Source organism: Desulfurobacterium thermolithotrophum DSM 11699 (genome assembly GCF_000191045.1).
Taxonomy (GTDB): Bacteria; Aquificota; Aquificia; order Desulfurobacteriales; family Desulfurobacteriaceae; genus Desulfurobacterium; species Desulfurobacterium thermolithotrophum.
The window spans coordinates 320,513-346,069 of record NC_015185.1 but is presented as its reverse complement, the minus strand read 5'-3'; the positions used below and the strand labels follow the sequence as shown (position 1 = coordinate 346,069).

21 protein-coding genes are annotated in these 25,557 nt (G+C 34.7%); 7 read left to right on the top strand and 14 right to left on the bottom strand.

Annotation, left to right across the window (positions count from 1 at the left end; translation table 11 throughout):
• Positions 1-21: 21 nt before the first annotated feature.
• Genes DESTER_RS01815 through DESTER_RS01780 form a run of 8 tightly spaced genes read right to left on the bottom strand, consistent with a single transcriptional unit; the run spans position 22 to position 9,386 of the window.
• Positions 22-3,099 (bottom strand): cytochrome c3 family protein, encoded by a 3,078-nt coding sequence (locus DESTER_RS01815; RefSeq protein WP_013637969.1) that lies wholly within the window; start codon positions 3,097-3,099, stop codon positions 22-24.
• The gene (locus DESTER_RS01810; protein ID WP_013637968.1) at positions 3,099-3,899 is read right to left on the bottom strand and encodes an NHL repeat-containing protein; all 801 of its coding nucleotides are present in this window, start codon (positions 3,897-3,899) and stop codon (positions 3,099-3,101) included. The genes DESTER_RS01815 and DESTER_RS01810 overlap by 1 nt, the downstream gene beginning before the upstream one ends.
• A gap of 6 nt (positions 3,900-3,905) precedes the next feature.
• Complete coding sequence (locus tag DESTER_RS01805) at positions 3,906-4,625, bottom strand: multiheme c-type cytochrome (protein ID WP_013637967.1); 720 nt, start codon at positions 4,623-4,625, stop codon at positions 3,906-3,908.
• Complete coding sequence (locus DESTER_RS01800; RefSeq protein ID WP_013637966.1) at positions 4,625-5,557, bottom strand: formate dehydrogenase subunit gamma; 933 nt, start codon at positions 5,555-5,557, stop codon at positions 4,625-4,627. The genes DESTER_RS01805 and DESTER_RS01800 overlap by 1 nt, the downstream gene beginning before the upstream one ends.
• Positions 5,557-6,651: a hypothetical protein gene (locus DESTER_RS01795; RefSeq protein ID WP_013637965.1), complete on the bottom strand. Its 1,095-nt coding sequence runs from the start codon at positions 6,649-6,651 to the stop codon at positions 5,557-5,559. Before DESTER_RS01795 ends, DESTER_RS01800 begins: the two co-directional genes overlap by 1 nt.
• 10 nt (positions 6,652-6,661) lie before the next feature.
• Entirely contained in the window at positions 6,662-7,531 is an 870-nt protein-coding gene (locus tag DESTER_RS01790) for a cytochrome c3 family protein (RefSeq protein WP_013637964.1), read from the bottom strand.
• Positions 7,528-8,133, bottom strand: a complete 606-nt coding sequence (locus tag DESTER_RS01785) for a hypothetical protein (protein ID WP_013637963.1) — start codon at positions 8,131-8,133, stop codon at positions 7,528-7,530. The genes DESTER_RS01790 and DESTER_RS01785 overlap by 4 nt, the downstream gene beginning before the upstream one ends.
• Positions 8,130-9,386 (bottom strand): hypothetical protein, encoded by a 1,257-nt coding sequence (locus DESTER_RS01780; protein ID WP_013637962.1) that lies wholly within the window; start codon positions 9,384-9,386, stop codon positions 8,130-8,132. The genes DESTER_RS01785 and DESTER_RS01780 overlap by 4 nt, the downstream gene beginning before the upstream one ends.
• An 86-nt stretch (positions 9,387-9,472) precedes the next feature.
• On the opposite strand from DESTER_RS01780, the gene DESTER_RS01775 reads away from it, so the two are divergent.
• A complete protein-coding gene (locus tag DESTER_RS01775; protein ID WP_013637961.1) occupies positions 9,473-10,447 on the top strand; it encodes an IS5-like element ISDeth1 family transposase in 975 nt (324 codons plus the stop codon).
• A 62-nt stretch (positions 10,448-10,509) separates the two neighbouring features.
• On the opposite strand, the gene DESTER_RS01770 is transcribed toward DESTER_RS01775, so the two are convergent.
• Genes DESTER_RS01770 through murC form a run of 3 tightly spaced genes read right to left on the bottom strand, consistent with a single transcriptional unit; the run spans position 10,510 to position 15,039 of the window.
• A complete protein-coding gene (locus DESTER_RS01770) occupies positions 10,510-11,172 on the bottom strand; it encodes an O-methyltransferase (protein ID WP_013637960.1) in 663 nt (220 codons plus the stop codon).
• Positions 11,173-11,174: 2 nt separating this feature from the next.
• A complete protein-coding gene (gene polA / locus DESTER_RS01765; RefSeq protein WP_013637959.1) occupies positions 11,175-13,691 on the bottom strand; it encodes a DNA polymerase I in 2,517 nt (838 codons plus the stop codon).
• Entirely contained in the window at positions 13,663-15,039 is a 1,377-nt protein-coding gene (gene murC, locus DESTER_RS01760; RefSeq protein WP_013637958.1) for a UDP-N-acetylmuramate--L-alanine ligase, read from the bottom strand. Before murC ends, polA begins: the two co-directional genes overlap by 29 nt.
• Positions 15,040-15,122: 83 nt before the next feature.
• On the opposite strand from murC, the gene DESTER_RS01755 reads away from it, so the two are divergent.
• The 4 genes from DESTER_RS01755 (at position 15,123) to der (ending at position 21,874) form a co-directional block, all read left to right on the top strand.
• A complete protein-coding gene (locus DESTER_RS01755; protein WP_013637957.1) occupies positions 15,123-17,288 on the top strand; it encodes an IGHMBP2 family helicase in 2,166 nt (721 codons plus the stop codon).
• A gap of 157 nt (positions 17,289-17,445) precedes the next feature.
• On the top strand, positions 17,446-19,038 hold the full coding sequence (locus DESTER_RS01750) for an RNA-guided endonuclease TnpB family protein (RefSeq protein ID WP_013637956.1): 1,593 nt from the start codon (positions 17,446-17,448) through the stop codon (positions 19,036-19,038).
• 71 nt (positions 19,039-19,109) lie between these two features.
• A complete protein-coding gene (locus tag DESTER_RS01745; RefSeq protein ID WP_013637955.1) occupies positions 19,110-20,417 on the top strand; it encodes an IS110 family RNA-guided transposase in 1,308 nt (435 codons plus the stop codon).
• 20 nt (positions 20,418-20,437) lie between these two features.
• Positions 20,438-21,874: a ribosome biogenesis GTPase Der gene (gene der, locus DESTER_RS01740; protein ID WP_013637954.1), complete on the top strand. Its 1,437-nt coding sequence runs from the start codon at positions 20,438-20,440 to the stop codon at positions 21,872-21,874.
• A gap of 79 nt (positions 21,875-21,953) precedes the next feature.
• Here the strand turns inward: der and DESTER_RS01735 are convergent, their stop codons facing one another.
• From DESTER_RS01735 to DESTER_RS01725, 3 genes are read right to left on the bottom strand one after another with little or no spacing between them, the layout of a single operon-like run.
• Positions 21,954-23,174, bottom strand: a complete 1,221-nt coding sequence (locus DESTER_RS01735; protein WP_013637953.1) for an HD-GYP domain-containing protein — start codon at positions 23,172-23,174, stop codon at positions 21,954-21,956.
• Positions 23,175-23,189: 15 nt separating this feature from the next.
• Positions 23,190-23,585, bottom strand: coding sequence for a 2-amino-4-hydroxy-6-hydroxymethyldihydropteridine diphosphokinase (gene folK, locus DESTER_RS01730; RefSeq protein WP_013637952.1), 396 nt, complete (start codon positions 23,583-23,585; stop codon positions 23,190-23,192).
• Complete coding sequence (locus tag DESTER_RS01725; RefSeq protein WP_013637951.1) at positions 23,582-24,079, bottom strand: CinA family protein; 498 nt, start codon at positions 24,077-24,079, stop codon at positions 23,582-23,584. Before DESTER_RS01725 ends, folK begins: the two co-directional genes overlap by 4 nt.
• A 63-nt stretch (positions 24,080-24,142) precedes the next feature.
• Between DESTER_RS01725 and hisC the strand changes: the two genes are divergently transcribed.
• Positions 24,143-25,255 (top strand): histidinol-phosphate transaminase, encoded by a 1,113-nt coding sequence (gene hisC, locus DESTER_RS01720; RefSeq protein WP_013637950.1) that lies wholly within the window; start codon positions 24,143-24,145, stop codon positions 25,253-25,255.
• Entirely contained in the window at positions 25,252-25,545 is a 294-nt protein-coding gene (locus DESTER_RS01715) for a hypothetical protein (protein ID WP_013637949.1), read from the top strand. The genes hisC and DESTER_RS01715 overlap by 4 nt, the downstream gene beginning before the upstream one ends.
• The last annotated feature ends 12 nt before the right edge of the window (positions 25,546-25,557 follow it).

Genomic DNA, 25,557 nt, shown 5'->3' with positions numbered 1-25,557 from the left:
AACCTCCTAATTATTATTTGCTTAATGATGTACATTTTTGGAGTGGAAGAACTTGTATCTATAAAGAGCCTCTATTCCATGACAATCAACACAAATACTTCCCTTTAATTGATCATTTCTTAAAAAGCTATTTGTTATATTTCCCTCCACTGGTTTTCCAGGTCCTCTATCACTCCATCTACTCCATATATGGGGATTATGACATGTTTCACAAGTTATCTGACCACCTACTTTTACTCTTTTACCGCTTTCATCATAGATTGGCCAGTCTCCACTTCTACCTGGCCTATCCATATCCCTAATAACTATACCTTCTTTCTTTGAAGGATGAAAATAGTACTTGATACTCTTTTCTTTTGCAATTCCATCTTCAGAATGACAAGTTAAACAATAATTAGAAAGTTTATTATCTGTAATCCTCTTAACATCTATAGCCCATAGCAAATTATCTTTTGCTCTATGAGGAACGTGGCATGCAGAACAAACTCCATCCTTTAAGACATCTTTACCAAGAACATTTTTAAAATTCTTATTTACAACTCTCATATCGTGATCAGTACCTATTACTCTTGCTTGTTGTGTATGACAAGATATACAAAGTTTACTATCTCCCTCTATCGGATACCTGATTAATCTTTCTTTATCTGCTCCATTATGCGGATTGTGACAAGTTACACAGTCCATTAAACCACTTTTTCCATTTTTTACAGGACAACCAGTTGTTTGATCAATAAGTGGTAATCCTGAATACTCCACCAACTTTATACTTTCAGGAGATTTAACTTTTTTTCCTATTGGATGTGTATGTTCTCCTACTGTCTTATTTCCTGCAATACCTCCTTTAGTATGACAAGAGCCGCACATTTTGATATTAATGGTCTCTCCCTCCCCAAGGTCTCTACTCCACAAAAGCTTAAACTTTGGATTATGAGGAGTATGACAACCAGAACACTTACCTCTCTCCTTTATCTTTATCCTTTCCTGAGGGGGCAAAATTTTTTTTTTCAAAAAATCGTGAGAAGTTCCCTTTGTATCTTTGCCTTTATGACAAGTAAGACAAAGAGCTGAATCATTAGCAACTGACTTTCTAAGCATAAACTCTAACGTTGAATGAGCATCATGACACGTAAAACAGGTAATTAGCTTACCTGGAAGCTCCTTTGAAGGATTTTCAATATTCATAGGATGATCTGGATAAGAAGATCCCATAACCTTGTCTTTAGCTATTCCATCTTTTCCATGACATTCAAGGCAAAAATCTCCTTCCTTTTCCTTGGAAGAAAAATCTCCAATACCTCTTAAGAATCTTCCAACCGCCCTATGAGGAACATGACATGCAGCACATACACCAGCTTTATCAGGAGTTTCTCCTAAGACGTTAACATCTTTTATATCTGAGTGAGCATTTATTAAGACTCCACTCTTATTGGAATGACACTTAAGACATAAGTTCCATTCTGGAACGCGTAGGAAGCTGGTTGCCGCCTTAGACTTAGAACCTTCAATAGAAGTCCACTTGTGAGGATCATGACATGTACTACATGTCATAATTCCTGTTTTAGAGAGAGGTAAATCAGTCTTGGCTTGCAGTTTCTTACCTACAGGATGAGAAATCTTACCAATATCTTCTCCTATTCCTCCTGGATAGTGACAAGACAAGCAAGCTTTACTGTAACTATCCTTTATGCCTAACTTTTTAGCATATATCTTTGCAGATCTTGAAAGTTTTACACCCCATAAATAAGGTCCAACCGCTTTATGAGGAGCATGACATGATTCACATAGACCAGCCTGAGATACTCTTTCTCCTAAAACATTCTTAACCTTTATCTTCTTACCTGAAAAGTCATGGAAAGTTCCTTCTACACTACGTTTACCATGACACATTATACAAAGTTCAGGACTACTGATCTTAAGGAAACTATTTCGAGGAGTTCCTTTTGCATTAACAGAAACTTTTTTATTTGGATTATTAGGATCCCAAATATGAGGATTATGACAATCTGTACATTCCCCTCTGTGAGATGCAGTTGCCGGACCAACTTTTACCTTTGAAATACCTCCATTATGGCAGGAAACACACACTCTACTACTTATATCGTAATTCTTATATCCTCCAGTTGAAGATGGTACTACAGCAAATAAGTACTCGTCGGTCTTTGCTTTATGTGCAGTGTGACACATTAAACAACCGCGATTATCTTTATTATGAGGAGAATGAACTACAGGACTTTCAGCTGTATGACATGAAGAACAAAGTTCATTGGCCGAAAGAACTGTTAAATTAGGATTAGGTTCTTTATGCATTTTATGACATGTAAAACATTCAACAGTATTTTGTGGAAGCCTTTGTCTAATAAATTCAGTTACAGTCATATACTCTGGAATGTTTACGTGAATCTTATGGTTTCTTGGGTTAACATGCTCTTTACTGTTAAGTTCTTGAGTATGGCATGCAGTACATAACTGAGAATTTGCTAATGGTTCAACAAGAGCATAATTTGCCTTTCCTCTGTGTGCTGAGTGACAAGATTCACATTGAACTTCGTTATTTTTGGTAACCTTTCCACCAATATTCTTAATTTTCAAAATTTCTGTTGAAGTTAATTTGCCGGCAGTATCTTCAAGTATAGGGTGGTTCATTCCATGAGCAGCATTCTCTTTATGACAGTCTATGCAAAGAGAAGAATTTTTATTCTGTTTTCTCATAAAAGTATAGTCAAGTTTTTTCTCACTTCCTGCTTTTGTATGTGGAGTATGACACGTTCCACAGTAGAGCTTCCCATCTTTTGTAGGAAAGTCCTTTGGTAGTTTAAAATCCTTAGGAATTTTCTTATCAACTGGATGAGAAAAATGTCCAAAACCTATAAATGTTAACCTATCATCTGCAAGTGAACCATCGTGACAAGAAAGACACATTAGTTTATCTGCAGCTTGAATAGAGTTAGTGGTAAGCAAAGAAGACGAATCTATTTTTTCTTCTAAAAGCCAATTCTCATGACAAACAAGACATTCCTGTCTCATAGTCTTACTGAGCTTAGCTTCAGAAACAGAAGGTAGTATAAGAACACTAAGCAGAACTGCTAAGGTTTTCCTCATTATTTAACCCCTTGAATTTTAAATGTAGAAACTTTATTCTTAAGAGGTTCCAGTACAAAAACGGTTTTATCATAACAGGCTACAGCTGTTGGATAATATAAATTCTTTGTAATAACTTTTTCAAAAGCACCATATATATTAAAGAGCTGAAGAGAACCTGTTATACCATCAGTTACAACTAGATTACCATTACAAAAAGCTACTCCTTTAGGTCTAAATAAACTTCCTTCTTCAACTCCAAAGACACCAAAAGATCTAACAAAATTTCCTTTTTTATCAAATTCCTGAATTCTTGCGTTGATTGAGTCAACCACATAAATAAGATTCCTTGATCTATCCATCATAAAAGGACCTACAAAGTAACCTGGTGCAGATCCTTTTCCTCCCAGTCTTTTAATAAACTTTCCATCTTCTGAATAAACATCTATAGTATTTGTTTTTCCATTAGTTATAAAGAGTCTATTTCCTATCTTAACTATGTCTATTGGTCTACCACTAACATTAATTTTCTCTTTAAGATTTCCAAGACTATCCAAAACGTAGACTATACCTTTTTGATTTGTTACATAAAGAAAACCTTTTTTATCAACGTAAATTCCAAACGGAGAATCAATTTCTATATCTGATATATGTTCTCCATTAAAGTTATAGATGGCTATTCTATTATTTAAACCGTCAACCACATATAACTTGTTACTAGAAACAGCAATATCGGAAGGAAACTTCCAATCTCCTTTTATTTCCCCTGCAGAAGCTGCTACTGAGAAAATTAAAATGAAGAACAACATTAAAAATCTCATTCCTCTCTACTCCTGCCAAATGAATTTTGGAAAATGAATTACTTTGTATTCTTTCAAACCTTCAACAACTTCATTTTTTTCAAGATCATCTACTCTATCAGGACTAAACCATAAAGCTGTAAAATCCATTTTTCCATTTCTTCTGTGACAATCATCACATCTAAGAGGCTCATTAGAAAGAGCATTATGCATACTGGCAATAGCTTTAACATCTTTTAGTAAACTTTCATTTCCTTCTAAAGGAATCTCAACAGGAACACCTTTATAAACAGGAACTATTTTGGCAGTGCTGTCCTGGCCTGAGAGCATTACTCTATCACCAGCCTGAATGTATCTAAGTCCATAAAAGTCACCTTTTTCTTTTAGAACAACTTTTCCATCTACTATTTCGGCCCATTTATATGTAACTCCTTCTTTAACAAAATGACAAGTATTGCAGCTCATAAATGTTGAATGAGCATTATAGAAAGGAGCATACTTTTCATCTTTTTTATGTGCTGCAAATGTATGACACTCCACGCAAACATCATTTACTCTGTATTTATAGCTATTAGGAGAGTGAAAAGGCTTAGGGTATTCTTTTAGATCAGGCATTTCTGGCTTTTCAAAATCTTTTAATTTCTTACTCCATTCACTAGCATTGTTAGACGGAGCCGTAAGAAGAGGATTCTCAGCAGCCACCGCCACTGTTGATATTAGAAAAGCAGCTATCAGATATCTTCTCATTATGCACTCCTCCCTTCAACTTCCTTCTCTAGGAGATGATGAGCATATTCGTGCATCTTCTCTATCATCTCTTCTTCAGGCAATTTCTCAACTTCAAGGACAAATTGATAACGTTCCTTTAAGAATGGATACTTTTCAAGAAGATGTGGTTCATTTTCAGCAACAGCCTTAATGATTCTTCTGTAACTTCTTGGTCTTTCCTCTATCCACTCAATCTCAGAAGCTGTTCCGGATAGCCAAATCCAATCCATTGGGAATTTGTTAGGACCATAGTGAACCATGTACATATGAGCAAGGGCAATCCATCCAAGAGCTAATGTAGCCTCATCAGAGTGCATGAGATAAGCTATCTGTATTGTTTCAGGAGGTAATCCAAGGTAGCCAGTAAATACTTCTGGAAGCCAGAGTATCCAACCAGTGATACCAATTGCAAGCATACCCCAACCAACTGCCCAGAAATCAAATTTATCAACCCAAATATACTCATCCCAGTCTGGCGGAACCTTCCTAAAACCAAGTAAGTACTTTACATAATGAATAAAAGTAACATCTGCCGGTCCAGGCACTAGCTTAAAGTAACCAAAAAAGTCTTTTTTTGCCAAGTCCCAGTTAACAATTAAAAGAAGTACTACGTAAAGAACTGTAAGAAGGAAATCGCTAAACATTATAAAACCAGAAATCCTATGAATTGTCATTTCTCCGGAAACACCACCAAGAATCTCTATTAATGGCTTTGCCCATGCAGTATCATAAAACTTGAGAGGATATCCAGTTATAACCTGCCAAATGAAGGTGGCAAACATTCCAACGTGAAGTAATCTTTGATACAGAGTAAACTTCTGTATCATTATCTTTTCACCGTCGACGATAAGTAGCTTATCTTGTTCAGGTCTTATTCTGAATCTTTTCTTTATTACTTCCCAGAGACCCATTAGTGCTTCCTCCTCAAGTTTTTAAGAAGATCAAGTCCTATTATAACTACCCCAAAGAGTAAAACGCTTGTGGTAAGCCAGAACATAAACTCTTCTACAATCTTCACTATTTTCTGTCCAAGAGAGTCAGGCACTGGATGCATATGAACCCATTTTGTAGTCGCAAACTTTTTCATGTCCTTTATAGGTGCAAGTGGATGACACTCTGTAGCTCTTCCACATGTAAGCTCTATGTTCTTTTCATTTATTGACGATCTTGGGTCTTCTTTATGGAAGATATCATGGAAGTTACCGTTTTTGTTTGTATGACAATCAAGACAATCTGCAGCTCTTGTATCACTTCTATCTAAGTAAAGCATCTTAGAGTGCATTGTTACTTTATATGACTCAACAGCTGTTAAAACATGTTCTTTTGCAAACTTATTGTGTATTCCTTCTATTTCTAAAGCTTTTTCCATTTTTTTCTCATCTTCGTGACAGCTTGCACAGAGCTCTACAATCTCCCATCCATCTCTTCTTGTTTTAACAAACTGGCTTATATAACCATTCTTTATAACTGGAATATCTTCTCTACTTGCAACGTGAGCTAGTCTATCTAATGTCCAATCTTTGTTTTCGTGACAAATTGAACATCTGTTAAAACTACCTTCTAGTGTTTCAAACTTCTTTACGTCAACTAGCAATCTGTTTGTATGACAATAGCTACAGTAGGGATAAATATCTGGAGCTTTTTCAAAGTTTTTACCATGAACACTTTCTTTCCATGTTTTAAAAACATTTTCATGGGAAAATGGCTTTTTAGTTGATGGGTCAATAACATGACATCTGTTAGCACAGTTTACTACAGCATTTCCAGGTTTATGAGGATACTGCTCAATCTTATTATGACATTCTGTACATCCTATGTTTCTGTGAATAGAATGAGCATACAGTGCTTCGTTAATACTACAATCCTTTACTTTATTATTCTTATCTACAGCAAACAAACCTTTCAATCTGTGACAGACAAGACATCCGTCATCACCTATTCCTGATGCCAAAGCAGTTCCTGAAATTGCCATCGCTCCTGCTATTCCTAATATGAAGGCTCTCACTCTCTACCCCCTACTTAAGCAAGTTAATGGGGTGGCAATTTTGACATAGTTGCCCACCCCTTAAACTTTGACTCATAAATTTTGTGCCTTGAAAGTTAATTTTGTATTCTTTTATAATACCATAAAGTTTTTTAAGTTTATATTCTATATCTCTTTTTTCTATTTCTCTCCACACTTCATCCATCGCTTTAGTTGAAATTGCAATCTGAGGATGAGGATTATGACATGTTATACACTCTATTTTTCCTTTTACAAGGATAACATGAGACTTTCTTAACTCTAATGTTGCTTCATCAAGACGAGGATCTAAGTCTTTTATACTTACAATGTCTATTACCTTCTTTTTATCCTTAACAAGTTTTTCTACTTCTTCTCTAGGAGCAAGCATATGCTCTAAAACTCCAAGATGAGGAGTTTTTGTATGACATCCAACACACGAGTTATAAGCTTCAAGCTTTGCACCAACGCCATGGCAGTAAATACATGCTTTTAACTTTTCTTTTTTTGGTAGATTTGAAGCTATAACTTCGTGAGGATTAAATTTCTTATAACACGCTGGATTGTGACACTCGAAACAAAAATCCATTTTATTCTTTATAGGCTTAGAAGATCTCAGAAAGTCTTTATTATTTGAGTTCATATCATGACAAGTTGTACAAGTTAACCTTCTATTCTTCAATGGAAATCCTAAAGGTACTTTTATGCATTCAGTCTCCCCAACAAGAATTCCTTTTACAGGATGAACAATAGGGCAGCCAGAATGACACTTAAGACAGTAACGACTATCCTTACCAGTGTATCCTTTTCCTCCACATTCAGAAGCAAAAGTATTACTATTTAAGCTCAATACTATACCTAATAGCAATATAGCTTTCTTCATTTTGTCCAAGTCCCCTTTGTATGGCATTCCATACAAAAACCTATTTGATGACATCTACTACATTTTCCAGGATCGGCGGCAGCTTCTATACCATGAGTATACTCATAGTTCCTTGGATGAACACGATGTTGTATAACATCTCTTTGTGAATGGCAATCAATACAGTCTTTTTGTCTGTGGCATTCACTACACCTTTTAGGTTCTCCTTCATAAGCAAATTTGTGAGTTTTAAGCCAATTTCCTGTTTTGTGATCTGCAGGTTCAATTTCTTTCATATTAAAGTGACATATATAACAATTTCTTGGAGCGTTTGGAGCAGGAGACTTGGGATTGTTATGACAATAATGACATGTAACCTTTGATGGCATAATTAACTTTTTTGAGCCTTTCTCTGCTGATTCAAGGTCTTTCCAACTCATTTCAACGTTCATATTATGACAAGGAATACAACCATGTTCTTCTATAAAATGCTTATGATCTTTATGGTGAAACTTGGCAGTAGCACCTAATTCTTTCTTATAGTTAACATTTCCTCCTTTATCGCAAGAAAAGACGTACATTGACGCAATAACTAAAATTAAGACCTGAAGTAATATTCTCATTTCTTTTCCTCTTTACTTCTATCTTTTCCACCGAAAAAGAAGTAGTTATAGCGAAGGACTACTCTCATATCTCTTTTAAAGTCCTCGTTTGTCCTATCTTCAAGACCAAACTCAAGATTCGAAAATTCAGTGGTTGAATAGATTCCCCTTAGATAAAAGGCATTAGCCCAATGCTTTCCATAAGTAATTTTATCGTAACGAGCAATATCGGCGCTTCCTACAAAGGTTAACTTTGAATTAATCCACTTTGTAAAGCCGAACTCAAGTCCCCTTAAAGTTCCTACCCAACTATTTCCATAAAGAAGAGCTCCATAAACTCTTAAACCATTTTCAAACCAAGTATCTCTAACAAATCCCGCTTTTGCAAGATGTCCGTTATCCTTTTCTGATCTCTGAAGATCAGAAAACGTATAGCTTTCAAAAAGTTGCCATTTTTCTGTTATATCATAGTAACTGCTTTGAGTAAACCTAAGCTGTCTTCCGGAAGAAAAAAGAGAAAAGATAGGATCTTCCAACTTAAAGGAATCGTAAGTATAAGAAGGATCATAGTATTCTGTCTCTATGTTAATTCTTAGCTTTCTCGTAGGATAATAGTTAAAACCAAGGTTTGCATCTACAAATTCTCCGTGAGCTGCATCTATCTCAAAGCGAGTATAGTAAGAAATTTCTCTTGATAAATACTTATAGTTCCCTACTACAAAAGAGCTCTTTTTTACACTTCCATCATTTCTAAGGTGCTCAAATCCAAAGAAATACCCTTTATAATCAAACTTAAATCCTGCTAAAAAGTCGTCTCCATCTGGAGTATTAGGTTCAAAAAAGCGAGGCTTACCAAGATAAAAAGTATATCTCAATCCGTTCTTAAGTCTATGAGTATACTTAACAGTATCAGCGATATATGTTTCAAAACCTTCAGAAATAAACTGCCTACCTATAGAAAGAAAGCTTTGCTTATTTTCAAAAGGAACTTCAATAAAAAGCTGATATATATCAGCATTCCAATCAGTACCGTAACCTAAATCTTTCCATAATTTTCCGTAGAAATGAAGGTCTGAGTTTCCTTTTAAATCACGTATATCAAGCTTTAGGTAAGTATCAAAAGGGATAGAATTCCTATCTTTAATATCTTCCCTAAACTCTACCTGGGTTTTTAATTCCCCTTCGTATCCTGGGACTGAGATTGCAGCTATTGCTTGGGAAGTTACTATCCCTATCCCCAGTCCCAACGTGAGTGCAAATTTATCTATCCCCACGTTCTATCCCTCTCTAAAAAACGGTATGTGGATATTACTATAAATAAAATTCCAATGTCAAGTTCTTTAAAGAGGGTGTTTGAAAATTGCCAAAATTAAGAAAAAAGCCTATCCTCTCCGGTATGAAAGCGAAAAGACTAAATTCCCACAAAGTACTCAACCTATCAAAAACATACATGAACCGGAGAGGACAGGCTGTACTGGTATATTTATATCCTTTTAAAACCAAAAGAGGAAGACCCAAGAAATACCCTGACGAGATAATTCTTACCCTTCTTTTCCTCCAAGTAGCCTGGAACCTATCATTCAGAGACCTTGAATATTTGGCAGTTCAGATATTTGGAAGAGAGAATATTCCTGATTTTTCAACCTATTATTACCGACTCAAGCAACTACCTTCCATTCTCCTTGTAGATTTTCTGAACTTTGTCTCTCGAAGACTCTTAGGGAAGTATCATAAAGAACTAAGATTTCTGATAATAGATGGAACTGGCTTCAAATACAATGAGATTTATCCATTGAAAATTCTAAGAGGCAAAGAGATAAAGGAGGTAAAAAGCCACGTTAAAGTTGTTGTATTAAGCGTTCATCTAAAAGATGGAAAAAGGTTCATTCTTACTGCATTACCTGGAGAGAGTTACGCTTCGGAAGTGAAACTTGGAGAGAAAATAGTTAGGTGGTTAAACGAAAGGGGATTTATATGGAGAGCTTTGAAAGGAAAGCCATTTTTAGGAGACAAAGCTTATGACAGCATTAAGTTTATTGAGCTTGTTCTGTTAGTAGGCTTAAAGCCTTACATAAAGGTGAGAGAAACATTAAGGAAGGGAATTAAATCTGAGATTAGGCTTAAATGCAAAGAGCTTTTAGAATCTGATGAAATTTACAGGTTTAGAGGACTGATAGAGAGTATTTTTGGAGAAGTTAAGCAGGATGTTGGAAGTTACGAGAAAACAAAGAGCTTTCATATAGCTCAACTGTTTGTTTTAGCTAAGTTTATCCTCTTTAACATGGGAGTTTTGTTCTTTGTCTGGATGATTTTTCAAACACTCTCAGTTCTTTAAATAATAAACAATTACTTAGTTCTTATAAGTAAAAAAACTGTACTTATCAAGTAAAAGTGTATTTATCTTTTAACAGAGATCAATAATCCATCACCTACGGGAACTAAATAAGTTTCAAAACCCGGATATTTTCTAACATCTAAAAGAAACTTTTTCAAAAGAGCCACCGTTCTTGTGTATCTTGGATGAAAAGTCTTTCCTGCAATGTAACCTCGAAAAAGAACATTATCAAAAACAGCAATTCCTTTACTTTTAAGAAGTGCCTGAAACTTAAAATTAAAAAATGGATATTCCGATTTTACAGAATCAATAAATATGAAATCAAACTTTTCATTTTCAGCAAGGTAATCTCTAATTACTTTAAATCCATCTGCTTCTAAAACTTCAATCTCTATTCCTGCCCTTTTAAAAAATTTCTTTGCAACTACACTCCTTTTTCTGTTTGAATCAACAGTTGTAATTTTTGCTTCCGGATGGGCAAAGTAAATGTTTAAAGTGCTGTAACCAATTCCTGTTCCTATTTCAAGAACTCTCTTGGGTTTTGTAAGAGAAACAAGAAGTCTTAAAACTATTGCTGCTGAAGGAAGAAGAATAGGTATCTTATTTTTCTTAGCAAATATTTCCATTTCTAAAAGAATGGACTCTTTCTTTCCGAAAGAGCCTGTAAAAATCTCTATCTCCTCAGGAATTATCTCACTTAAGTTTTTCCATCTTTTAAAAGTCACCTTTAACTCCAGTGTTTTCCAACTTTTACGTCAACTGTTAGAGGAACTGAGAACTCTACAACATTTTCCATCGTTTCCTTAACAATTTTCATAATTTCTTCTGTTTTCTCTTCCAAAGCTTCAATTACTATTTCGTCATGAACCTGAAGAACCATATAAGCTCCAAGCTTTTCTAGCTTTTTATAAAGCTTTACCATTGCCAGTTTCATTATGTCAGCAGCTGTTCCCTGAATAGTTGCATTTACCGCAGCTCTTTCTCCAAAGCTTCTAATATTTTTGTTTGAAGACTTTAGTTCTGGAAGTGGTCTTTTCCTGCCAAAGATAGTTTTAACGTATCCTTTCTCATAAGCTTCTCTTAAAGTATTTTCTATGTATTCTTTAACTTTTGGAAACTTTTCAAAGTAACGATCTATGTACTTTTCTGCTTCTTCTACCGAAATTCCAAGACGTTCTGATAAACCGTGAGGACTCATTCCGTAAATAATTCCAAAGTTGACAGTTTTTGCAATTCTTCTAAGTCTTTCGTCAACTTCTTCAGCTGAAATTCCAAAAAGATAAGAAGCAGTTTCAGTGTGTATATCCCTACCTTTTCTATAAGCTTCAAGAAGTTTTTCATCTTGAGAAAGGTGAGCTAGAATTCTTAGTTCGATTTGTGAGTAATCAGCCCAGACAAGGTTATATCCAGCAGGTGCAGTTACAGCGTATCTAATTTTTTTTGAAATTTCATCTGAAACAGGAAGGTTTTGAAGATTAGGTTCTGCACTTGAGAGTCTACCAGTTGCTGTTCCAGTCTGAATGAAAGTCGTACGAACTCTTCCGTCTTCATCCATATGTTTAAGAATTCCTTTTACAAAGGTACTGTTCAGTTTTGTTAGTTTTCTATATTCAAGAAGAAGTTCAGCAATTTTGTGTCCTTTTAAAGCTAAAGCAGTAAGCGTCTCAACATCTGTTGAATATCCACTTTTCGTTTTTTTAAGAGGTTTGAGTTTCAGCTTTTCAAAAAGAATTTTAGAAAGCTGCTTAGGAGAGTTAAGGTTAAACTTCTCTCCTGCTATTTCAAAAATTTTCTTTTCTATTTCCTTACTTTTTCTATCAAGCTCTTTACCAAAGTTTTCTAAATACTCTTTATCAAAAAGTACACCTCTTTTTTCCATTTTGTAAAGAACAAAAGTCAAAGGATGTTCTATAGACTCATAAAGGTTTTCAAGACCTTCTTTTTTAAGTTCATTTAGGATTTCCTTTCCAATATCCAATGTATAGTGAACATAGTCTTTGACTTCTTCAAGACTAACAACTCCTAGTCTTTTTTTGAGAATATCTTTTGAAGAGTAATCTTTTTGAAGAGGATTTAGAAGATATTCACAAACTGAAAGATCTATAAATGAAAAGTTTCTTAATTTTTCTCCAACTTTGTGATAGAGCGATTTTAGATCAAATGTATAAATTTTTCCTTTTTCTGGTAAAAATTCCTCTATCTCTTTAAAATCTACTTCTACATATCCTTCATTAATCGCAATAACTCTTTCAAAATCGTGGATAACAGCAACTTCTGGAGTTGAGAATAAATCAGCTGGCTGGATTTTTCTTTTAAACTCTTCCTTTGAAAGTTTTTTGCTCTTTTTAAACTTATCAAATTCCCCAAAATCTATACTTGGAAAAAGTTTCTTTAACTCGCTAACTATACTTCTCATTTCAAGTTCCTTTAGAAATTCTCCAAGGCACTTGCCTTGAGGCTCTTTTACTTTTAGGTTTTCAAGGGAAATTTCTATTGGAACGTTCTTTTTTATTTTTGCAAGTTCTCTGCTTAAGAAAGCTTGTTCCTTAAACTTTTCAAGGACTTCTCTTCTTTTAGAAGTTAACTTAGAAAGGTTTTTATATAAGTTTTCAAGATTACCAAACTCTGCAATTAATTTCTGCGCAGTCTTTTCCCCTATACTCGGAACTCCAGGAATATTATCAACGGAGTCTCCTACAAGACCAAAGAAATCTGGAATTTGTTCAGGTTCAATACCATACTTTTCCTTAAAACTTACAAGATCGTAAATTTCTTTTTGTCCAGTCTTATTTATTGCAATTACTGAAATTTTTCCATCTATAAGCTGTCTCATATCCTTATCGGGAGTAACCACAAAAACTCTATACCCTTCAGAAGCAAACTTTTTGGCAGCAGTTCCAAGAATATCGTCTGCCTCAAAACCTTCTTTTTCAAGAATCGTTATTCCCAAGCATTCTAAAAATTTTTTTATGTAGGGAAGTTGTAATTTAAAACTATCTGGTGTTGGTTTTCTATTTGCCTTGTATTCCTTTAGGAGTTTACTTCTAAATGTTTTTTTTCCAACATCAAAAGCTACAGCAATATAATTAGGTTTAAAATCCTTATAAAGTTTTAGGAACATCCTTATAAAACCATATATAGCATTTGTAGGAAAGCCTTTGCTTGTGGTAAGATCCTTTATTGCGTAGTAAGCTCTATAGGCAAGACTTGTTCCATCAAAAAGATAAATAGTCTTCTTGCTCATCTTTTTCTCCTGTGATTAATTCAAAAGCTTTTGTTACATCTCCAGCACCCATTGAGAGAAAAACATCTCCAGGTTTTAGTTCTAATTTAATGGTTCTGCAAGCTTTTTTTAGGGAGCCACAATAAACAGCACCGCATTCTCTGGCAAGGTTTTTAGCATTAATACCCTTAATAGGTTTTTCACCGGCAGGATAGATGTCCGAAATGAAAAGATTATCTATTTCCTTTAAAACTTTAACAAATTCTTTCCACAAAAGATTTGTTCTTGAAAATCTGTGAGGTTGGAATAAAACAACAATTCTTCTATCTGGAAAGGAGCTTTTTAAAGCTTTGTAAGAAGTTTCTATTTCCGTAGGATGATGTGCATAATCATCAATAAAGGTTATTCCATTGACCGTTCCTTTTAATTCCATTCTTCTATTAGCATTTCTAAACATCTCTAAACTTTCTGCAATTTGATTAAAGGAAACTCCTACCTCAAGGGAAACACCAATAGCACCAAGAGCATTCAAAATATTGTGTTTTCCCGGAACATTTAGCTTTACTCTTCCAAGCTTCTTGCTTTTATAGTAAACATCAAATATCGTACCAAGTCCTACAGGAACTATTTCTTTTGCATAAAGATCAAACTTTTCACTAAATCCATAAATCAATTTTCTTTTGTAAATACTACCAACAATCTCCTTAACATTTTGGCATTCTCCACAAAGAAAAACTTTTCCATAAAATGAAACTCTATTAGCAAAGTCTAAAAAAGCTTCCTTTAAATTCTCAAAAGAACCGTAATAGTCAACATGATCAGCATCTATGTTCGTAATAACAGAAAAGGTAGGTGTAAGTTTTAAGAAAGTTCCATCACTTTCGTCAGCTTCTGCCACAAGCCAATTTCCATCTCCACTTTGAGCATTGACTCCACCAAGAATAGAAAGTCTTCCTCCAACCAAAATGGTAGGTTTGAGACCAGCTATATGAAAGATAGTTGCTATCATTGAACTGGTAGTGGTTTTTCCATGAGTTCCTGCTACTGCTACTCCTTCTTTAAAACGCATTATGTCAGACAAAATATCTGCTCTTGGAATAACCGGAATTCCCAAATTTTTAGCTTCTTGGAGCTCTACATTATCAAACTTTACTGCCGAAGAGTGAATAACTAAATTTGCACCGTGAACGTTTTCAGCTTTGTGACCTATAAAAACTCTTATTCCCTCTTCTCTGAGCTTTTTAACCATAGAACTTTCTTTAATATCAGAACCTTGAACTTCATAACCTTGCCCTTTCAAAATAAGAGCAATCCCTGACATTCCTATTCCACCAATTCCAACAATATGAATTTTTAGTTTTCCTATCAAGCTCCAGCCTCCAAGAAATTTGATTGCAGTCTTAGAAATTGAAACCTACATTTTCAAGTTAAGAAAATACTTAGGGGTAAATTATGCCAATTCTTCTTGAAGGTGTCCTTGAAGGAAAAAGACTTCAAAGGGAATTAAAACATCTTGGTTTAAGAAAACACGACGTAAAGTCAGTTTACATTGCAAACGGATCCACTTTAGTCTTTTTGAAAGACGAATCACTTTGTAAAGTTTACGAAGAACTAATACCTAATCAAGAAACTATAAAAGAAATCGTTACAGTCCATAATTATGTTGAAAAGTTTAAGTATTTAATCGATATAGAAAGAATAGCAGAAATTGAAGCTCAGGAAGCAGAAATTAGAAAGCTTTCTGGAAGAGAAAGAGAGCTCCTTGGAAGAGCCATTCTTGACTTAAAAGGTACAAAGGCAGGAACTAAGTTTCATCTCCATCTTGTTAGATTTTGGAGAGAAAAGCCAATAGAAACGGAGATAGGGACAGGTGACATAGTTCTTGTTAGTAAAGGAAATCCCTTAAAAAGTGAACTTCTTGGAACAGTTGTAAGAGTTACTGAAAAAACAATGACAGTTGCTTTTGAAAACAGACCTCCTAATTGGGTTTATAAAAAAGGAGTAAGGGTTGATCTATACGTAAACGATGTAACATTTAAAAGAATGGAAGAAAATTTAGAAGCTTTTCGTCACGCCACAAAAAGACAAAGAGAAATTAGAAACATCATTATTGGGCTTAAAGAGCCTGAAAAAGTAGAAAAAGAAGAATTTGAAGTTGTTGACAAAAGGCTTAACAAAACTCAAATAAATGCTGTAAAACAGGCACTTGGAGCTAAAGACTTTTACCTTATTCACGGTCCTCCTGGAACTGGAAAAACAAGTACTATTACAGAACTAATAGTTCAGCTTGTAAAAAGAGGAAACAAAGTTCTCGCAACCGCTGATTCAAACATCGCAGCAGACAACATTTTACTTAACCTTTCAAAGTATTCAGAACTAAAACTTGTAAGAATCGGCCATCCTGCAAGAGTCTTAGAAGAACTTGAAAAGTTTTCTATTTATACTCTTTACGAAGAACATGAAAAGACACAGAAAATAAAAGAAGGTTGGGAAAGAGTAAGGGAACTAATAGAAAAGAGAGAACAATTTACAAAACCTCTTCCCCATCTTAGAAGAGGCATGAGTGACGACGAGATAGTTTTCTTTGGTAGAAAAGGAAAAAGCTTTAGGGGAATTCCAAAAAAGACTATGCGTTCTATGGCAAACTGGATTCTAACAAACTATGAAATTGATGTTAGAATAAAAGCATTAAAAGAGATGGAATCAATTGTCTTACGCCAAATAATTGCAAGTGCTGATGTTGTAATATCAACAAATTCAATGGTTAAATCAGAGCTCCTTGAAGGGTTTCATTTTGATGTTGCGGTTATAGATGAAGGAAGTCAACAAGTAGAACCTTCTACTCTAATTCCAATAATGAAGGCAGACAAATTCTACATTGCTGGAGATCACAAACAACTTCCACCAACTGTAACAAGCGAAGAAGCAAAAGAACTTGAGAAAACCTTATTTGAAAGGCTTATAAATAGCCATTCAGAGCTTTCCTCCATGCTTCAGGTTCAGTACAGAATGAATGAGAAAATAATGGAGTTTCCAAACAGAGAATTTTACGAAGGGAAACTAAGAGCAGCAGAAATAGTAAAAAACCACACTCTTGCCGACTTTGACCTAAAAGAACCCGAAAAATTTAAGGAAATACTTAATCCTTCAGAGCCACTTGCTTTTCTTGATACTTCAGATATAAACGCTTATGAATTTCAACCAGAAGGTTCTACCTCATACGAAAACTACGAAGAGGCAAAGATAGCCATTTCAATAGCTGAGGAACTCTGCAAAATAGGCGTTGACAAAAAAGACATTGGAATAATCACACCCTATGCCGCTCAGGTAAAGCTTATAAAGCAGCTTTTATTGGAAAAAGATTTAAAAGTAGAAGTAAACTCTGTGGATGGATTTCAGGGAAGAGAAAAAGAAGTAATCATTATTTCTTTTGTTCGATCAAATGATGAAGGAGAGATAGGTTTTCTAAAAGATTTAAGAAGATTAAACGTTGCTATAACGAGACCAAAAAGAAAACTTATAGCTATAGGAAACGCAGAAACACTTTCAAATCATGAAGTCTATAAAAGATTTATAGAAAATATAAAAGAAAAAGGAACCTTTTTGAAACTAAATTAACATATAACCACATTTTTTTTTGTTGCTCTTGATAATATGTATCAAAAATACTATGTTTCAGGATATAAAAGCAAGAGAAGTAATAGAAATATTGAACTACACCCGTTTTCAATATACTTTTATAGCCGTAAGAAAATCATCAGGAAGATTTTAAAAAATGCTCTCAAGTAGAGTATTAAGCATAAGAATTTCAGGAAAAGATAGAAAAGAGAAAGTCAGGAAACTATTATTTGACCTTGCACACTTTAAAAACCTCTGGATAATTTTAATCAGGAGATACAAAGAGCTTTACGGATACTATTCGACTGACCAGTCAATACTCTACGGACTCATAGCAGATAAAGAATACTCATCAAAAAAAGAAGGAAAGCTCAGGAAGTTTAAAGAAGTGAGGGAAAACATTTTAAAAGATGAAGAACTGACAGGACTCCTGAAAGCTTTAAAAGAACAGAAAAGGAAAGTTGACAACAACTATCTGCTCCAGCAGGTAATAAGGAGTGTGGTAAAAAGCTTTAACGATTACAGGAAAGCATACAAGGAGTATCAGAAGAATCCCAAGAAGTTTAAAGGGACTCCGAAACCTCCAAAATCAAAAAAGCTGAAGTTTTTAATGAACTTCTCGGTAGAGCTAAACGTAAACACATTTGAGCGGTTAGAGGATAGTATTCTGATAAAACTCAGAATTAACAGCAAGGAATTTCTGAAAGTGAAACTACCGAAAAACTTTAACTTTGAAATTAAGAGCATAAGACTGAAACTATTTGGAACAGACGTTTATGCAGACGTTGTTTACAAAGTAGAAACTTTGGAATTAAGAACAACAGGAGAATACACAGCAGGGATAGATTTAGGACTTAACAACCTGATAGCTTTAGTTTCCACGAATCCGAATTTAGAGAGTCTCATAGTTTCAGGAAAAGAGATAAAAGCATTCAATCAGTGGTTCAACAAAGAAAAAGCTAAGCTCCAGTCAGAGATAGACACTATCAGGAACAAACTTTCACAAATAGAAGAAGAGGAAGAAACACAGAACCTAAAACAGCTTCTTACAGAGAAGCTCATAATACTCAAAGAGCTGTCAGCATACAGAAAAAGAAGGATAGACAACGACTTTCACAAGATAAGCAGAAAAGTGGTTGACATTCTGAAAGCAACTGACCACAAAAAGCTTTACATAGGGAAGGGAGCAACAGAGAGCAAGGATGGAATAAACATAGGGAAGAAGAACAACCAACACTTTGTTTCAGTTCCATTCAGGAGACTGATAGGACTAATCAAATACAAAGCAGAGGAAGTAGGGATAAAAGCTCTTGAAGTAGAGGAAGCGTTTACGTCAAAGACTTCACCGTTTGCAGACATACTTGAAGTCAGAAAGATAGGGAAAAAGTATTTAAAAGCAAAGGAGAAAGAGGATAAAACTTTACTTCAAGAGCTTTTAAATCAACTGAAAAGTTTACGGAAAGCGATAAGGAAGTTCAGAGGACTGCTAAAGGATAAAGTTTCAGGAGCTTTTTTCAATGCAGACCTTGTGGGAGCATACAACATATTGAGAGTGGGAGAGAACTCCCTTAGATTGATTGAAGACTTAAAGCTTTTATTTGTTAAGCTCTGTAATCCTGTCAAGTTTAGACTCATAGAATTTTTCTACAAAGTATCCTGCGGTACCCGTAAGGGAGCAGGTAGTAGTTCGCATAATGCAGGGTTGAGTCCTTTTGACTACCAGTCATGTGGTAATTTAACCACGTTTTAGTACATCTGGTAGTCAAAAGGAATACCTTATAGACTGCACTTATTAAATAATTTCTGGAGATGATATAAAAGATGTCACCCCCTGAAATTCGGGACTATAGTAAAGAGGCAACCTTTAAAGGCAGGAGGCTGGATTTTTCCCTGGGGAATAAGCCCCGTGCGTGGAGATTAGCCGATGCCTCCTGCCGGCTAATTATAGTGGCGGGAAGCGCCGTATTGGAGTATGGGAATAGTTCCGAAGCAGAGGTTGCAAAACACAAAACATATCAGGGGGTAGAGATGAAGGAGAAGGTAGAGAAAACACTGTATGTCGGAGTGGACTACCACAAAAACAGCTTTACAGCAGCTTATTTAGATTGTCTGACAGGGATACTTAATACCAAGAAGTACGAAGCAGAAGAGTTAGAGAAATTTAAAAATCACCTAACAACTTTTAGGAAAAAAGGATATTCAGTAAAAGTTGCGGTAGAAACCTTAACAGGAGTAACATTTTTTACGGAGGAGATAAGGAACTGCGTTGATGAAATAACTTACGTTAACACTAACAAATTTAAGAACATTCTAAAAGGTGTTAACAGTGCTAAAAACGACAGGATAGATGCAGAAACGATAGCCATTTACTATGAAATGGGCTTACTTCCGACAGTTTACGTCCCGACGAGAAAAGAAAAAGAGCTAAGGATAAAGATGAAAGAGAGAGATAGCTTTGTAGATATGAGAAAAGGGGTAATTAACAGACTTCATAGCCTATTGCTTGAATATGGGATAAAGACAAACAAGAGAGAACTCACCACGAAGAAAGGGATGGAAAGGATAAAGGAAGAAACGAAGAAGAAAGTGCCTCCGTCATTACGAGAAACGATATGGAGGCAAATAGAAACAATAGAATACTTAACAGATAAGATAAGAGAGACAGAAGAAGATATCAAGAGTTTTATAGGAGAAGATGAGGAGCTTAAGGGAAAAGTAGAACTTCTAAAAAGCATACCTGGAGTAGGAGATATAGTAGCTATAGCCTTTATATCTGCCGTATGTAACGAAGAGAGGTTTGAAAACGGAGACAAGGTAGCGGCTTATTTTGGACTTGTTCCTCGTATTAATAGCAGTGGAGACGAAGTTAGAAATGGAAGGATAACAAAGAAAGGGGACAGCAGAACGAGGAACAAGATTATCCAGGCTACGAGAGCGTTATTGAACAGCAAGTTAGACAATTCAGTTAAAAGATTTTACGAAGGGTTAGTTAAAAAAGGTTTAGAGAAGAAGAAAGCGCTGATAGCTGCGGCGAGGAAATTGGTTAAAGTAATGTTCGCAGTTTTGAGAGAGAGAAGGCAATTTATGGATTTTGTTGAAAATAAATGCAACCTCTGTGTTGGGGGTTGACATCTTTCATAGGAGGAGAAATGAAAAGATTACCTGTTATCTCTATAGTCGGAAGACCAAACGTTGGGAAATCTTCCTTATTTAATAGACTTCTTGAAAAAAAGGTTGCAATCATTGACGATACTCCAGGAGTTACAAGAGATAGAATAGTTCAAGAAGCAGATATAGATGACCATAAAGTTATTCTTGTTGATACTGGTGGAGTTGATACTTCTGGTGAAGGTTTTGCAAAAGAAACAACAGAACAAGCAAAGAGAGCAATGGAAGAAGCCGATATTATTGTGTTTGTTGTTGACGGAAAAGAAGGTATTACCCCCTTAGATGAAGAAGTAGCAAAAATCTTAAGAAAGTGGAAAAAACCAATCATTGTTGCTGTTAATAAGATAGATGAACCTTACATGGAAGATCTAATCTACGATGCATATAGGCTTGGATTTCCTGAAGTAATTCCTATTTCAACTATTCACAAGATTGGAATTCCAACATTAAAAGAAAGAATCTTAGAACTTTTACCTCAAGAACTCAGAGAAAGTGCAAAAGAAACTTTTGAAAAAGAAGAAAAGAGAAAAAAAGCAGAAAAACTTATTTCTGGAGAAAGTAGAGAAGAGCTTGAAGAACTCATTGATACACTTGAAGGAGGAAAAGATTACATAATAGAAGAAGATGTAGAAAAAGAACCGATAAAGGTTGCAATAGTTGGACGTCCTAATATGGGAAAATCTACTCTTCTCAACGCTCTTGTTGGAGAAGAAAGAGCAATAGTTAGCGACATTCCTGGAACAACAAGAGATGCAATAGACACTTACGCAAAAATTGGAGATGATGAGTTTATCTTTATAGATACTGCTGGAATAAGGAGACGGGGAAAGATAAAGGATATTGAATATTACTCTTACTTACGAGCTCTTGATGCAATAGATAGAGCAGATGTAGTAGTTCTTTTAGTAGATGCAGAAGAAGGACCAACAGATAGGGATACGAAAATTTCAGGGATTGCTCTTGATAAATTTAAACCAATAATTATTGCTGTTAACAAGATAGACAAACTTCAAAACCAAAAAGAATGGGAAAGGCTCCATAGAGAACTCGATCTTAACTTTGACTTTATTCCTTATGCTCCGAGAGTTTTTATATCTGCCAAAGAAAAGAAAGGTCTTGAAGAACTAATTAAACAGATAAAAGACGTTTATAAACAGTACACAAAGAAAGTAAGAACGGGAGAATTCAACAGGGCTCTAAAAGAGCTCATGGAAATTCATCAACCACCTGTTTATAAGAATAAAGTTGTAAAAATTTATTATGGAACCCAAGTAAAAACTAAACCTCCTACTTTTCTTCTTTTCTCAAACTACCCTGAAGGCATTCCAAAATCCTTTAGGAGATTTTTAGAAAACAGACTTAGAGAAAAGTTTGGATTCAACAAGATACCAATAAGAATTGTATTTAAAAAAAGATAAACCTAAAGACTAATTGCAAGTTCTCTAAGAGAATTGTAAAGTTTTCTTGCTTTCTCTTGAGCTTGCTTTCTTTCTGTATTTACTTTCTCAAGATTTTTTTCAATACATAAACCACGTTTTTATCTAGCTTATTTTTATTTGCTAACATATCAATTATTGCCATTGCTTTTTTTATAGGTAATCCTTTTTTATAAGGACGGTCTTCCATGAGAGCTGTAAAAATGTCAGCAACAGCCATAATTCTGGAACCTAATGATAAATCTTCTTCTCTAAGTTTAAATGGATAACCACTTCCATCTAAAGTTTCATGATGATAAGATGCCCATTCAACTATATCCTTTTCAACTTCCAGCTTAGATATAATCTTATAGCTGAAGAAAACATGAGATTTCATTACATTATACTCTTCTTCAGTTAATCTATCGGGTTTTTCTAAAATAGTAGAAGGAATAGCTATTTTTCCTATATCATGAAGAAGACCAGCAATGTGCATTTTCATTAAATCCGGATAGGTAAAGTTAAAAAGATTTGCTAACGCCAATGCAGTCTGTGCAACTCCAGAAGAATGAGTAGCAGTAAAAGGACTTTTAAAGTCTATAAGATAAGCTAATAGTTGTGTAAAATCGTAAAATGCTTCTGTTGGTAGGCGATTTTCAAAGTTTTTTAACAGTTTTTCCAAAGTCTCTTCTAAACAACTTCTATTTAAAATTTCATACCAAAAAGCTTCCTTTGGACATATTTTCTTTAAGAAAAGATCAACAAGTTTAGGATCTAGTTTTTTCCCTTTATACCTTAAAAGATAATCTTCCAATTGTGGAAGAAATAAGGAAATCTTGGAATAAGGATTTTCATTCTTAATTTTTGAAGCGATAAAAACGTCTATTCTATCGGCTAAGTATATAATAGAAGAACTATAAGGAACTTCTTTTCTAAAAGACTCTTTATAAGGATAGTGATGATATTTTACTATTTTAGCTATTTTAGAAAAATAGGGAAACTTCTTTAAGAGTTGGTATCCAACCTCTGAATGAATATGTAATCGTTGCTCTTCCTCCAATTCAAGATTACTAACTGAAGCAATGTCATCTTTTGAATGTACCATTAAAAGACCTATATCATGAAAAAGTCCAGCCACTAAGATGTTATAAAGAAACTCACTTGAATAACTTATTTCTCGCGCTATAAGATAAGAAATAAAGGCCACTTTATAGTTATGATTATTTAAGATAGGATTAGCCAAGCTATTTAAAGAAGAAACTGCAAGTAAAAGCTTAGATATATCCAAAGTAGGTTCTAACATGGTTTCCTCTTAAATTCAAATTGATAAACATTTATAAATCTTAACAAAAAATGCTCTATGTTGGAGACCTGGATGAGGAATTTTTAACGATTTAGTATTAATAAAAAGGTTTTCATACTTAATAATATCTATATCTACAACTCTTGGACCCCATCTAAAAGTTTTATATCTTCCTACTCTTTTCTCTATCCACTTAAGGAGTTTCAGAAGTTCAGAAGGAGGATGATAGGTATCTATAAGAAGACCATAGTTAAGAAAAGAGGGTTGATTGACAACACCAAAAGGGGCCGTTTCAATTATTTCAGTTTTCCTTAAAATTCTGCCAACAAACTTCTCTATAAGTTCTTCAGCTCTTTTAAGATTATCTAATCTATTACCAAGATTTGTTCCAAGTATTAAAACTACTTTCATTTTTCCTCTTTTAGCATTTGAACAAGAAGTTTGAGAGCTTTCTTTGCAGTTTTCCTTCGCCTGTTATTTCTCCTTGCAACTTCATCTGGATCCTTATCTTCAAAGATAAATTTAAAAACTTCCACTCTGTCTCCAACAGAAACTCCAATGTATGTGAGTCCCACCGGCTTTTCGGGAGTTTCTCCCGTAGGTCCTGCAATTCCAGTAGTTGAAATAGCACATTCTGTGTTCATGAGCTTTTTAACCCCTAAAACCATTTCCTTTGCAGTCTCTTCACTAACTGCACCAAACTTTAAAAGCGTTTCTGGGCTGACGTTTAAAACCTTCATCTTTATTGAATTATCGTAGGCAACTACACCACCCATAAAGTATTCAGAGCTCCCCGGTACATTTACAATCCTTGCTGCTACAAGCCCTCCAGTGCAGCTTTCAGCAGTTGAAAGCTTTAGTCTTTTTTTCAAAAGGAGCTCTTTAAGTTCAACTTCTGGTTTCATTTCAATCTCCCAAACAGGTTATAATCTTAACTCTAATTATCTTACCATTTTAAAGGAGGAAAGATGTTTTCTCTTCCAGAACATATAAAAAAAGTTCACGTTTACGAACCAGGAAAACCTGAAGATGAACTTAAAAGGGAATTAGGACTAAGAGAAATAGTTAAGTTAGCTTCAAACGAAAATCCTTTAGGACCATCTCCCGCAGCAGTAAGGGCAATAATTGAGGATTTAAAAAACTTAAATAGATATCCTGATGGGAACTCTTATTATTTAAAAAGAGCTCTTGCAAAGCATCTTGGAGTCGGAATTGAAAACCTCTTTGTTGGTCTTGGTTCAAATGAAGCTTTGGACATAATCTCCAGAGCTTACCTTAGACCAGGTCTTAACGCTGTTTACAGTGAAAAATCTTTTGCTGTTTATCCAATAGTTGTTCAACTTGCAGGTGCCGAGCATAAAGTAGTAAAAGTAAAGGATAACTACTATATGGATTTAAAAGCTCATTTAGATGCAATTGACGAAAACACTGCAGTTGTTTTTCTTGCAAATCCGAATAACCCAACCGGAACCGCATTTTCAAGAACCGAATTTGAAACCTTTCTAAAAGACTTTCCAGACAATGTTCTTTTAGTATTAGATGAAGCCTACTATGAATATGCAGTAGGAGCAGGTTTTGATATAGAAAACGGCGTTGAATACATACACGAAAAAAATATTGTTGTAACAAGAACTTTTTCAAAAATCTATGGACTTGCTGGACTAAGACTTGGATACGCAGTTGCCAAAAAAGAAATAATCGACGACATGAACAGAATAAGACAACCATTTAACGTTACAAGACCTGCTCAAGTTGGAGGAGTTGCGGCACTTGAAGATAAAATGTTCATTAAACATTCTCAAGTTGTAAACGAAGAGGGCAAAAAATACCTTTACGAGCAATTTGAAAAACTCGGTCTTCCTTATGTTCCGACCTATGCAAACTTTATACTTGTTAAAGTTGGATTTCCAAGTAGAGAAGTCTTTAAAAGGCTCCTTCAAAAAGGTGTAATAGTTAGAGCAATGGATGGTTATGGTTTTAATGACCACATTAGAGTTACTGTAGGAACGATGAGGGAAAATATAATCTTTATAAATAAACTAAAAGAAGTTTTAGAAGAATTAAAGGACGAATCACTATGAAAAAGCTAATGCTTCTTGCGACTTTGTCGCTTATTTTTTCCTTTTCTTCCTGTTCTTGTAAGTGGCAAACAAAAATGGAAAAGGAAGTACTTAAAGTTACTGGAGGAGAATTTACAGTTAAGGTTTACAATGGAGGAAAACTCATTGCTACTTATGAAGGCAAAGGATATGTTTGGTTTGAAATGGATAAAAATGGCAGACACACAGGAGTTGTCACCTTTAAGGATGAAAGAGGACATATAATTAGAGTAGGTGGATTCGGTGGAGTAGTAATCGTTGACTACCAATAAAGGGAGTAAAGA

Bases quoted from the DNA above. Each gene is read 5' to 3' on its own strand.
- DESTER_RS01725 (WP_013637951.1), bottom strand. From the start codon at position 24,079: ATGAAACCAGAAGTTGAACTTAAAGAGCTCCTTTTGAAAAAAAGACTA.
- polA (WP_013637959.1), bottom strand. From the start codon at position 13,691: ATGAGCAAGAAGACTATTTATCTTTTTGATGGAACAAGTCTTGCCTAT.
- DESTER_RS01715 (WP_013637949.1), top strand. From the start codon at position 25,252: ATGAAAAAGCTAATGCTTCTTGCGACTTTGTCGCTTATTTTTTCCTTT.
- DESTER_RS01790 (WP_013637964.1), bottom strand. From the start codon at position 7,531: ATGAAGAAAGCTATATTGCTATTAGGTATAGTATTGAGCTTAAATAGT.
- DESTER_RS01810 (WP_013637968.1), bottom strand. From the start codon at position 3,899: ATGAGATTTTTAATGTTGTTCTTCATTTTAATTTTCTCAGTAGCAGCT.
- der (WP_013637954.1), top strand. From the start codon at position 20,438: ATGAAAAGATTACCTGTTATCTCTATAGTCGGAAGACCAAACGTTGGG.
- DESTER_RS01755 (WP_013637957.1), top strand. From the start codon at position 15,123: ATGCCAATTCTTCTTGAAGGTGTCCTTGAAGGAAAAAGACTTCAAAGG.
- hisC (WP_013637950.1), top strand. From the start codon at position 24,143: ATGTTTTCTCTTCCAGAACATATAAAAAAAGTTCACGTTTACGAACCA.
- folK (WP_013637952.1), bottom strand. From the start codon at position 23,585: ATGAAAGTAGTTTTAATACTTGGAACAAATCTTGGTAATAGATTAGAT.
- DESTER_RS01745 (WP_013637955.1), top strand. From the start codon at position 19,110: ATGTCACCCCCTGAAATTCGGGACTATAGTAAAGAGGCAACCTTTAAA.
- DESTER_RS01750 (WP_013637956.1), top strand. From the start codon at position 17,446: ATGCTCTCAAGTAGAGTATTAAGCATAAGAATTTCAGGAAAAGATAGA.
- DESTER_RS01815 (WP_013637969.1), bottom strand. From the start codon at position 3,099: ATGAGGAAAACCTTAGCAGTTCTGCTTAGTGTTCTTATACTACCTTCT.
- DESTER_RS01785 (WP_013637963.1), bottom strand. From the start codon at position 8,133: ATGAGAATATTACTTCAGGTCTTAATTTTAGTTATTGCGTCAATGTAC.
- DESTER_RS01805 (WP_013637967.1), bottom strand. From the start codon at position 4,625: ATGAGAAGATATCTGATAGCTGCTTTTCTAATATCAACAGTGGCGGTG.
- DESTER_RS01735 (WP_013637953.1), bottom strand. From the start codon at position 23,174: ATGTTAGAACCTACTTTGGATATATCTAAGCTTTTACTTGCAGTTTCT.
- DESTER_RS01800 (WP_013637966.1), bottom strand. From the start codon at position 5,557: ATGGGTCTCTGGGAAGTAATAAAGAAAAGATTCAGAATAAGACCTGAA.